This is a genomic window from Flavobacterium potami (genome assembly GCF_020026915.1).
Taxonomy (GTDB): Bacteria; Bacteroidota; Bacteroidia; order Flavobacteriales; family Flavobacteriaceae; genus Flavobacterium; species Flavobacterium potami.
This window is the reverse complement of record NZ_JAINUY010000007.1, coordinates 11,223-23,380: the sequence shown is the minus strand read 5'-3', so window position 1 is coordinate 23,380 and position 12,158 is coordinate 11,223. Positions and strand designations below refer to the sequence as shown.

Genomic DNA, 12,158 nt, shown 5'->3' with positions numbered 1-12,158 from the left:
CTATCTTAAAAATTTATCTACAATAAATACAATTTGTAAAAGCGAAATATAAGAAACACTAACCAACATTAATGTTCTTGCTGCTTTTGCTGTTCTCAGTTGATACAATTTGACTGCATAAAAAAGCATCCAAAGCCCTAACAGAAACACTAAAACAGCTGCAATCGGCGAAATAAACAATTGTCCTGTAAAACCTAATACTGGTAATAACGACGCAATTATCAACCAAATTGTATATAAGATTATCTGCAACGCAGTTCCTTTATCCTTTTTACCGGTTGGCAACATAAAGATCCCTGCCTTTTCATAATCTTCATATAAAAACCATCCGATAGCCCAAAAATGAGGAAATTGCCAAAAAAACTGAATCAAAAACAATGTACCTGCTTCAATACCAAATTCTCCTGTTGCCGCAACCCATCCTAACATAAACGGAATCGCTCCAGGAAATGCTCCAACAAAAACAGACAATGAAGTAACTGTTTTAAGAGGTGTGTAGACACTTGTGTATAAAAATATTGAAATTGCAGCAAACATTGCCGACTTCGCATTTATTGTATAAAGAAGTGCAACTCCTACAATCGTAAGCAGACTTGCTACTAATAGAGCGACTTTTGGAGACATACGCCCTGAAGGAACCGGACGATTTTTGGTACGATCCATCAAAGAATCAATATCCTTCTCTATTACCTGATTAAAAGCATTTGAGGCTCCAACCATACAATATCCTCCAACAGCTAAAACTGCCAAAACACCCCAACTAAACGGATGTTCAGAATCAACACCTAATAAATATCCAGCTATAGAAGAAAACAAAACACTAATAGCCAAGCCGGCTTTAGTAATCTCTTTAAAATCTAGAAATATTGATTTGAGTGATAATGTATTTTTTGCAGCGTTCAATACCGTTATTATTTGTGTATTTTTTTTAGTGGTGCAAATGTACAAATTAGATTGTAGAATTTAAGCCTATAAAATTAGATTTTTTTCAATAAAACCTTTACAAACTAAGATCTCAGCATTCTTTAACACTATTATTTCGAAAAATCTTATTAAAAATCCTAGTAATCAAAATACCAGTTAAAAATATCAGAACGTAAACCGATACTAAACCATGTCGTACTTTGCTTGAAAGTTGTTGCTGTGTTTTGAGTTGGATCAAAATTTCTATAAATAAGACTTCCAAATAACTTTAAATTCGTCATCGGATTTATCAAATATCCCGCCTGAACATCAGCAATAAAAACACTTGTTTTGTTTCCTTGCCCGATTTTCACACCAGTATCATACGGACGGTTTTCATCATAACTTTTATAAATATTACCTCCGTAATTATATGAATCTTCTGCAGTATCAAAATCCAAACCTCTTGTACCCATTGTTATTTTGGCATCACCAAACAAACGTCCTTTGTGATAACGACCAATTAAAATAAGTTCTTTGAAGTTACCTCCCCATTGGTGTCCGACACTTTGATTGTTGTGTCCGTAATTCGTAATAACTGCACTATGCGAGTATACGTAAGGACGTACTCGATTGAATTCGACCTGAACCAATAAATCTTTTACATTAAATGCATTGAAATATTTTGCTCCAAGCTGAAATCCGAATTTATTTTTCCAGCTTTGATTTCCTGCTCCAACATCTGAAACCGAAAATTCATCGATCAAAAATTGCGAATACAAATTAATACTGTTATTCCATTTGTATTTTCCTGTAATCCCTAAGAGGGCATTACCACTTTTAGAAGAAGAACCAAATTCAACCGCACGGTAAAAAATAATTGGATTTACGAAATTGACATCAAAACCTCTATTGTTAGTATCTGTCCAAACCACAGATTCGAAGAAACCGAAATTCACTCTATTCGAAACATTCCAACTTAGGTAGTGATTTGCCATAAATTTTGTTGCATACGTTCTATCTACTGTCACTTCTGGACGGACATCTTTTAACCACATATACGTATTGGTATACTTTATTTTCCAAAATTTGGTATTAATTTTAAAATACGGATACGGACTTGCTCCATCACTCTCTAATAGAGAACGATAACCATCACCAATAAAATTTCGTCCGTAACCCAATTGTAAATCAAAAATTTTACTTGGCGTATACGTAATATTTGCTTCTGCTAAAGGAAAATCGTAACCATCAGTTTTAAATTCTTTTGCGATACCCACTCCCGGAATTATCGCAGGATTTCCTCCAGAAGGTTTAATTGACTCTGCATAATCGTTAAAATAGCCCGCAAATCTTCCCTGGCTCTCAAAAAATGTAGTTGTAAAATTAATTTGCTTTCCTAAACCTCCTCTAAAATTAAGTGCTCTAGTATTCACGTAAGTGTAAGAAGCATCAATATCTGAAGCTTTACCCAATTGCAAATCAACAATAGGATTAAGAGAAAACCAATATCCTTCTCCCTGAATCTGAACCATATTCTCGTTCCACCATTTTCTTCCTAACCAGCTTGAAACATTTTTCTGCAAGGATTGATTTACTGCTTTCAAATTATAATACTTCGAAACCTCAGCATAGGTGTACGGTTTAGACGCTGTATGATTGTTGCTTCCAACCTGATTCATAGCACCGTCAAACTGAGCGTAATAACTATGAGAAAATGGAATATTTAAATTACTTTCGAATTCTGGATTATTGTATTTTTTGTACACAATACTATCCAGCTCTGTCATTGGCTTCTCGATTGGTTTCAAGATTTCTGCTGCCGCCAAAGCTTCAGCCGCAAGTTGTTCCGAGCTTTTCAGAGGAATATCAATAGAAATTGTATATTTTGAATAAGTTGCTTTTCCGTTATAAGTAGACGGTTTTATTTTTGGGAATTTTCCAAAAACGCGTTTTGCTTCAGTAGACAATTCATCATTTGCTGCCGAAACATAAATTATTTTAAATACTCCTGTTTCATCAACTTCAAAAAGTACTTTTACTTCTCCTTTATAATTGTTCTGTTTCAGGTTTTCGGGAATTTGAAAATTGTTAAACACAAAATCCTGAACTTCTTTATAGAAACAATTCTCTAATTTTTTACCGTCTAAATTTTCACAATTTGGAAATACAGGAAACATTTCAGCAGTAAATCCCGGTTGGATTGAGGTACTGCCATTTTGCTGTGCAGAAACAGTAAAAAAAGAAAAAATTAAAACAAGGGATAGAAAAAGCTTATTCACTAAAAACAGGTATTTATTTAATATTGATTTGGGGAAATTTGTCCGTTTGAAATTATTTTTGCCGCTGAAGTACCAATCCTTTGCACTCCTAGATCAATCATTTCTACTGCTTCTTCAAACGAACGCACACCACCCGCCGCCTTAACTGGTAGTGGAGATGCATTTTCAAGCATAATAATTGTAGTTCGAATTGTCGCTCCATTCGGAAGTCCGTTTTCTGTTTTATAAAATCCAGTTGATGACTTTACAAATACAGAAGCAAAATCTTCTTCATCAAAATGAGATATCACTACATTCTTTATCAAAGCAGACAATTGTATGATTTCTTTGTCTGTTAAAGCTGCGACTTCAATAATCCACTTTACTGTTTTATTATGAGCTAAACCAATCTGGGTCCCGATTAAGATTTCTTGTTTTACTAAATCTATTTCCCCATTTTTAAAAGCTTCATAATTACAAACAAAATCTAAATCGTCAGCTCCATTTGCAATTGCTTCATTTGCTTCTTTTATTTTAGCTTCCAGGTTTGACTTCCCTTCTGGAAAATCGATTACGGTGCCCACTAATAAAAGTGAATTGGCTTTTACAATCATCTCCTTCGCCATCGAAACATATTCTGGACGAATCATAACTAATTTAAATTCTTCCTCTATTGCTTCATTAATGGTATTTCTAACCATTACAATATTGTCCTCTTCTGAAACACCAGCTTGAGAGGCAGTTTTTAAATACGTAGAATCTAAATATTGCTTTATATCCATAACGATAGAAGTTGCAGAAAACCAGCACAAAAGTACATTTTATATTGAAAAAATACAGCTTTTTAAAAACTTGATTTTTTTGTAGAAAAAAACCCACCGAAGTGGGTCTTTTAATTATATTTTATCGATTTGCCTTTTAAAAGCGATTGCCGAAAAAACAGCAATAACCGCACCAAGGGCATTAGCCAAAATATCTGTAACATCTGCAGCTCTCGTTGCAGTAAGAGCTCCTTGTAGAATTTCGATTGTAATTCCAAAAAAAACAGAAAAAATAAATGCTATTAAATAAGCTTTAAAATCTTCTGATTCTTTTCCTTTTAATTCCTTTTTGAAAAACAAAATCCAAGAAATTGTGAATCCAAAATGAAAACAAAAATGAACAATTTTATCTAAACTCGGAAAATTAACTGCTGGTAAATTACCAGAATCTGTTAAACACAAATAGGCAATAATTCCAGAGCAAATAATTGCCCAAATTAGCAGAAGTTGTTTAGGCACCGATTAATTCTTTATAAGCTTCGTCAGATAATAAAGACTCAATTTCTGATGCATCAGCAATTTTAATTTTAATCATCCAACCAGCTCCGTAAGGATCTGAATTTACTGTTTCAGGAGCACTTTCTAAATCTTCATTAAAAGCAATGATTTCACCTGTTAATGGTAAGAATAAATCTGAAACTGTTTTTACAGCTTCAACAGTTCCAAAAACTTCATCTTTTGAAAGTGTCTGATCTAAAGTTTCTACCTCAACATACACGATATCTCCTAACTCTTTTTGTGCAAAATGAGTAATTCCTACAGTCGCAACATCTCCTTCGATGCTAACCCATTCGTGATCTTTTGTGTACTTTAAATTTGCTGGTATGCTCATAATAGTATGTTTGAAAATTGATAATTTAAAATTTAAGCCACAAATGTAATAATCTTCTAATGAAATCTAGTTTAGAAACCCAAAATTAATTTCCGAAATTATAACGAAGTGTAAAGCCCGATCTGATATTCGTTAAAGGAAATGAAGTCGAAATAACCGCTTTCGAGAACGAATGATCATAATAGAATATAGCCGTTAAGTTTTTACTGAAAGCGTAATCAGCCGTAAGCTTTAAGGTCCAAATATTCTGTCCTGCCGCCAGTTGGTTGTTGTCGTAATCCAAATAGCGAACTAACGTTTCATTATTTCTAAATGAAAAATCTGCTTTTAGGTTAATATCACTTTTTATAATTCCGGTTGGATTATCTGCCAGTCTCGAAGATATAATTACATCTTTAAAACGATATCCTAACCCAACAACATATTCTACTCCTTTTACCTCTGTCAATAAATTATTATCAAAACTCATTGATAAAGCACGGTCTTTCTTAATTTCAGTTAATAATCGAAGTGAACTTTTCAATTCAAAATCAACTCGAATAAGTGGACTAAATTGTTCTACCAAGTTTACATTCGACATAATTGTTTTATTGAAGAAATTTGAATTCACGTCCTGTCCGTTTGGATTTTCAAGATAATCAAAATTCGACCTAAACTGACTGACAGTGTAAGAAGCCCTATAATTGTGCTGCAATGAGAAACGTCTAAAATGATCTTTAAAATACTTATAGCGCATCAATCCATTATACTTTATCGACCAGTTCGGAATCGGGAAATTTCTAAAAATACTCGTTGAAGAGTTAGAAGCATTACTTCCCGTGTATGCTGCCAAGAATGAAGGAAGCAATACAGCTTGATTACTTTTACTGTAACCTATCGGATACCCATCATTGGACTGAATTAATTTCCTTTCTGTATTATTCGGATTTGAAATATCTTCTACCGGTGCAGTCGGATCTTCGGCCGGAAGCGCAGAAGCATCGTATCTCGGAATCGGAACCCCGGCGCCATAATGTTCTTCTGCCAAACGATTAGCGATTACTAAACGGTTGCTTCTAAATTCATCAAAAGCAGCAGATTGTGTTTCATTACTTGTCGAAAAAGCTGTTTTAATTAAAACTGTCGATATAGAAAACATTCCATAGGTGTATGGTGACAATGGTTTATAAAACAATTGACCGATAGAATCTCGAACTGTATATTGTTCTGAAGAATTTTCAGAATAAGAACGATCCATAGACAAATCTACTTTTAAGTCTGGAAGGACATCAAGATTTGCTGTTACTTTCAAAAGTTTATTGCTTACCTGAGTAAAATTTTGATTAAAATTTTGATAATCGGTCAACCAACCGTTTTTAGCTGCTTCATAGCGAACATCATCCTGACTACCAAAAACGAATCCTAACGAAGGTTTTGATGTTCCGAAGAAACCAACTCCGGGAATATATCCTGGTAAAACCGTTCCACTGTTTTTAGTATAATTAATTTGGACATTTTTAATACTAGTCAAAACTCCAATCATTCCATCATAAAAAGGATTACTACTTACTGTTGGTTTAGCTGTATTAACAATTTTTTCTCCTGGTTTAGGAGGTGCAACAGGTTTTGCTTTTGCTGGTTTAGATCCTGGTGTCAACCCTAAATATTTATAGAGCAAATTCATATTTAAAGTTGCAGCAAAAGTATTCGAATTGGCATTTTGAATTGTATTACCCAAATTCCATGTTACACCATCCTCCTCATATTGTGATAATGCTGTAGATGGACGCTGCCAGTTGTAATCTGCAGTATAGGAATAATTCGCTTTTATGAAACTAAAAATCGGAATTTTATTAATCGGAATTTCATAATTTACAATCAATTGTTGCAAATGTTGGTTTGGCGTCCCGATATCAAAATAATCATCCCAAATATTAAAGTCTTCTTTTGGCGTATTATCGTCATTCAAAAAGTTTCTTACGATGTTATTTGATGCCGCAGTATAATTTAATTTCAATGATTTTGTCAAATTAAATCCAAAACCATATTGATAATTAAAGGCAAAATTTCTTCTATAAAGCGGATCAAGTCCGATACCTTCTACAGATTCAACTTGTCTATATTGCTGACGATTACTTTGTCTTAAAATATTACTGTTAAAAGAGATATTTGAAGGAAGATAATTAAAATTAAGATCACTTAACATTTTCCAATAATCACTTTTTTTCATGAATTGGTTCTTTTTGAACGGCACCACTTCTTTCGGCTGAAATGTATAGGCGTAGTTAACGGCAGTACTTGATTGTTCGTCGTTGTAATTTTCAACTTCATAATCATGTCTTTCTACTTGATTATAAGATTGAGAAAATGTAAAATTCTCAACATCATAAACATGTGGTTTTTGTTCTGCCGCTCTGTCTTTTCTTACTCCGATAAAGTTGATACTTCTACGTTTTGTATAATCTACTGCACGAGTTCTAATATTTTCTTTTTCTGCCTCGTTGGTAGTTTCTGCCAACAATTGACTTAGTTTAATATCTTGATTAAACGGATCATATTCTGGTGTAATAACTTCCTCTCCAATTGCATAATTAAATGGAAGATTAATTCCCCATTTTTTAGGAAGCAATTTTCCTAAATTCATATTGGTTACAATGTTATATTGCTGAATATCTTCTCGATCTCTTTCATTTGCTCCTTGTTCAAGAGAACCAAAACCAATTGTACTCTTTTTTCCGGAAGCTGACAAAGTCGCAAAATCAGCCATATTGGTATCAACATTCAATAATGCAGCCATACCTCCTTTGTTTTCCATATCAGACATACGAAGTTCGTTAAACCAAACCTCTCCTTTAATGTCTTTATGATCTGCAACACTTTTTACTCCGACCATTAAATTTCGAACTAAACCAAAATTCGGATTTCCTTTTATACCTAATTTTAATTTACTGTCACCGTCACCTCCGTTTGAACTCAAATCGGGATCATCATCAGGATAATAAATTCCATTAATGTCCCTTTTTGGTGAATTAGGATCTATAGACATCGCTTTTATTTTCATTGCTGTCAATAGAGACAAAGCAACATCGATATTATTCTGGTCCATCCAAACCTGATCAGGACTAATAGAACATGCTCCACCAGCAGTTTTTGTTACTTTTAGTGGAATCTCGATCTGATAGAAGTTTTGTGTAAAGTCATTACCAAAACGTAAAAACCCAATCATTTCATCATCTTCTAATACTTGTTCATTTGGTAATGATTCTGCGTGCAAAAACATTTTCAGTTTTTTATATTGGCGCATATCAACACTCACATTTTTGAAAACGGCTCTTGAGTCCTGATACTGTAATCCTGTACCGGCAACTCTTAATGCTAAAGATTGTTCATTTTGATTAATAATCGTATTGTTATTATACAATTGTTCTCTCTGAACTCCTGGCGGAATAACATAATTTACTGGACATTTTGTTCCATTTTCCTGAATATTAACAGCTGCAACATCAAATTCAGTTCCGTCATCATCAGGAGTAGGATCATTTGCATCCAATGTTCCTGTATATCTTCTCCATTCTCCTCTTACTAAATCTAACGCTCCAAAACGAACAGTCATTTGATCATTAAATCCCGTCATGAACATTCTCATAAAACGAATTGATCTAAAATCGGTAATGTTTCCAATTGTATTTTGTGGCTGAGAAACCGGGATTTTAAACTGAATCCATCTTGCATTTGTCGTACCTCCGTTTGGAAGCTCTACATTGCTTACTTCTCTAATATCTGTAATATAATTTTCTCCAACCTGCATTCCTGGTCTTACATCAATACTGTATTCATAATACGCATTGATCGTACTCATGGTATTATCACGGTTGATATCTTCTACATCAGGAAGTGTTGTTGAACCACGATTTGGATCATCAACACTAACAGCTGAGTTATTTTCAGTTCCGTTATATCTTTTGTAACGGTCTAAAACCCCACCGTCAGTATTCAAATAATATTTATAGTTATCTGCCGCAGGATCTTCTTCCGTTGCGTAATTAGTATAAATAGTTCCTTCTTTTGCATCTGGTAAACCATCTAAACCAACATCTTGATTTCTACGATTATCAGGATTCGTATCAAAAGCATAAATTAAAGATTGCGACGCAGGTACATCTCCCCAAAGTGGTTGTGGATTTACCATAACCTGATCTGGACCTAAACCATTTTCATATTGTTTTCTTCCGTCTTTTAAAACATCTTCTGAAACTTCCCCTAAATTGAAATAGATTTTACCCGTATTGCTTGTCGGAGATTCTCCGTTTCCAACATATGGATCTAGCACCCAAAACTGAATATATTCTACGTTTCCTTGTTCGAAATTGGTTGAATTTAAAGCACGCATGATTCCCCCGAAATTGGTAGAAGGATTCGTTGAAGAAAAATTCGGATTGTTATTATAAGGCCCTCTGTCTGATGGATAGTAAGATAAATCTAACGTATTAATAACCTGGATCTGCCCTTGCGCAATATCTGTATTTGGATAAAGTTCCCTGCTGTAAATTCTTCTGGTTGTATTTAAAGACAAATCATCATTTGAAATTCCAGATGGTTTAGACGTATAAAAAATTGGATCAATCGTATACCAAGCTAATTTGGCACGTTTATAACCATATTCTAACGTATTGGAACTAGCATTAAAAGTATTGTCATTTGCTGAGTTGATGAATGGTGTTGAAGCCAGACTCCATGCAAAAGCAGATCTCATATCGATAGTCGTTTGGGTCCCTTCAAAATCGTCTATATAAATAGTTGCTTCCCCTTCAAAATCACTAGCTTTTGGAGCATCAGGTTTCAAAAATGCAACTTCTCCTCGAATCGAAAGATTAGAAGGAACATCTGTGTCAATATTTGGTAATTTATTGGCCAACCTTGTCAAAAACGGAACTTCTGTCGCATAATTACCATTAAAACCAAAAATAGTATTATTGACAGATTCTTGCCCGTAACTTGATTTTTGAGTAAAAGGACGCTCGGTCATTTTTAAGAAAGTACCTCCAACAACAAATTTCTCTGAAATTTTATGCTCTACATTTAACCCCATGAACCTTCTGGTTTGTTGTCCAAAAATAGAGTTGTTTTCTAACGAAACTTCAATTGGGGTATTTGAAGCCTGAAGTGAAGGATCTAAGATTTGTACTCTACCTAATTGATAATCGACACTATAGTCAATACCTTCAACCAAAACTCTACCCGCCGCAGTTACCACAACAGATCCCTGAGGCACATTGAATGCACCAATTGGAATACCATTACTTCCTGATGATTTGTATTTTCCTCTTAATAAAAATTTGTTTTTATCACTGTCCTGTAAAGCTCCTGCCTGCGTGCTTCGGTACATATTTCTAAATACATATTTTCGCTGATTCGCATTGTAGGTCGCAGGATCGTTATAATTTTCTCCAGCTCCAGTATTCAATTTTCTAAACAAAAGCTCTCCAAAAGGCTCTTTTGTTGTAAAAATAATTCTTGCATTTTGCACATCAACCGTTATTCCGGGAACATAATCAAAAAAACCGTCTCCACCAGTTTGTGGATCATTATTATAATTTAAACGGTCCAGATTGAACACATTTAATAAAGGAGTATTTTCAACTTTATCATTCGGAGCAGGATTTGGCGGAAAAGTGCTTCCTGTTGCTGGCGTGATATAATTTATAGGTGATGGATCTGTGTAAAGAATGTTAAGCCTAAAATCTTCTTGTTTGATTTGATAAGCCTGAGGAATTTGATACACGTTTTTCATCATCAAATTCCAAACCGGATTATTAACGTTTGTCAAACTACTTTTCAGCATTTTCAAAACCAAACTTTGTGTAACAATAGCCTGATTTGCGTTATTATTTCCTGTAACCACAGTAGCGTCTACACCATCACTTCCAAATTCTCCAACCTGATACACTTTTCCTCCAACGGTATATTCAAAAGCTACAGCTAAAATTTCGTCATTGGCAAGACGTTGCTGCAACGAGATATAACCTAGTTGTGGATTAAAAGTATATTCATTAGTTGTTAATTTTCTAGCATTTTCTAAAATAGAATAATCTGTTCCCTCAACTACATTTGTATTGTTAAATCCAGATTTTGCGGTTACAATTTCTCTAATATTAGAATTTAAATAACTGCCTGCCTGCCCAATTGTTTTAGGGTCGTATTTATTGTTATCGTTGTCTGTTGGAGAATCTACGGGATTATTAAAGAATCCTACCGGATTGGTAATTACAACCACTTCATTATCAGGAACACCTGAAACCTGGCCTTCTCCTAAATCCTGAAGTGCTATAACATTTCTTAAATTATTATTGTTTGTAGCAACTCTATTTTGTTTATTGGTTACCCATACCTCTATTCTTGTTACCTGAACACGGCTGTCAATTAATGGATAATTTCTTAAAGATGCATCATATTTATTTCTGAAGTACTGGGACAAGAAGAAATGTCGATCATTATCGTAATCTAATGCAAACAAATCAAAGTTTTGCACTGTCCCTCCACCTTCTGCGACTATACTTTTGGTTTGAGATTTCTGTTCTGAGAAAACTCCGGTAATTGTTGTTTTACCAAATTGAAGTTGTGTTTTTACACCAAACAAACTTTGAGCACCACGAATTAAGGTACTATTTAAAGGCATGCTGACATTACCCACTTCTACTTTTTGGACGATATCATCTTCAGAAGGCGTATAAGCCAATTTAAATAAGTTCTGAAAAGCAAATGTTGATTGGGTGTCGTAATTGGCGTTTACTTCTAAACGTGTTCCAATTTTTCCCATTAAACTCATACTGATTCTTTGATCAAAATCAAAAGTAAGACTGGATCTGTTTCTTGGTGAGAAAGAAGGATTGTCTTGTTTGGTATAACGCAAACCTAAATCCATTTCTACTGATCCTGTGGGTTTTACATCTATGGTATTACTTCCAAAAATGCTTTCAAATAAACTAGAATTGATATAATATCTTGGCAGTAAATCTTTTTTAGCAGCTTCTGCTCCAGCTTTTTTTCCATCAATGGCATCAGATTTCTTTCTAAAGTAATTTCTTCGAGATTCTTTTAGAACTAAATCTTCGTATTCTCTTGGCGTTAAAATTAAAGGATAGTTGATCGAAAAACCATCAACCGAATTGGTATAAATATAACGGTCCGTAATGGGGTCATACTTATAAGCCGACAATACACTTGGAGGATCTTCAAGCTCAATTTTACCAACTGAAAACTGAGTTTTAGTTGTATCTTGAGTTGGCGGGTTAACCTGCGCACGTAAAACAGTACCGCAAAGCAAAACCAGCAACAAAATACAAATTTTACGCATAGAATTCT

At 34.2% G+C, this 12,158-nt stretch carries 6 protein-coding genes; all 6 read right to left on the bottom strand.

Annotated features, from left to right (window positions below; all coding sequences use genetic code 11):
- The 6 genes from cyoE to sov all read right to left on the bottom strand — a co-directional run bounded on the left by cyoE (nucleotide 1) and on the right by sov (nucleotide 12,150).
- Nucleotides 1–903 (bottom strand): heme o synthase, encoded by a 903-nt coding sequence (gene cyoE, locus K6T82_RS18830; RefSeq protein WP_223709249.1) that lies wholly within the window; start codon nucleotides 901–903, stop codon nucleotides 1–3.
- A 158-nt stretch (nucleotides 904–1,061) separates the two neighbouring features.
- A complete protein-coding gene (locus K6T82_RS18825) occupies nucleotides 1,062–3,185 on the bottom strand; it encodes an energy transducer TonB (RefSeq protein WP_223709239.1) in 2,124 nt (707 codons plus the stop codon).
- Nucleotides 3,186–3,202: 17 nt separating this feature from the next.
- Nucleotides 3,203–3,946 (bottom strand): deoxyribose-phosphate aldolase, encoded by a 744-nt coding sequence (gene deoC, locus K6T82_RS18820; protein WP_223709230.1) that lies wholly within the window; start codon nucleotides 3,944–3,946, stop codon nucleotides 3,203–3,205.
- 114 nt (nucleotides 3,947–4,060) lie between these two features.
- Complete coding sequence (locus K6T82_RS18815; RefSeq protein WP_223709228.1) at nucleotides 4,061–4,444, bottom strand: VanZ family protein; 384 nt, start codon at nucleotides 4,442–4,444, stop codon at nucleotides 4,061–4,063.
- Complete coding sequence (gene gcvH / locus K6T82_RS18810) at nucleotides 4,437–4,817, bottom strand: glycine cleavage system protein GcvH (protein ID WP_223709225.1); 381 nt, start codon at nucleotides 4,815–4,817, stop codon at nucleotides 4,437–4,439. The genes K6T82_RS18815 and gcvH overlap by 8 nt, the downstream gene beginning before the upstream one ends.
- Nucleotides 4,818–4,902: 85 nt before the next feature.
- The gene (gene sov, locus K6T82_RS18805) at nucleotides 4,903–12,150 is read right to left on the bottom strand and encodes a T9SS outer membrane translocon Sov/SprA (RefSeq protein WP_223709211.1); all 7,248 of its coding nucleotides are present in this window, start codon (nucleotides 12,148–12,150) and stop codon (nucleotides 4,903–4,905) included.
- Nucleotides 12,151–12,158 lie beyond the last annotated feature (8 nt).

Coding starts and splice junctions, on each gene's coding strand:
- sov (WP_223709211.1), bottom strand. CDS start 12,150: ATGCGTAAAATTTGTATTTTGTTGCTGGTTTTGCTTTGCGGTACTGTT.
- deoC (WP_223709230.1), bottom strand. CDS start 3,946: ATGGATATAAAGCAATATTTAGATTCTACGTATTTAAAAACTGCCTCT.
- gcvH (WP_223709225.1), bottom strand. CDS start 4,817: ATGAGCATACCAGCAAATTTAAAGTACACAAAAGATCACGAATGGGTT.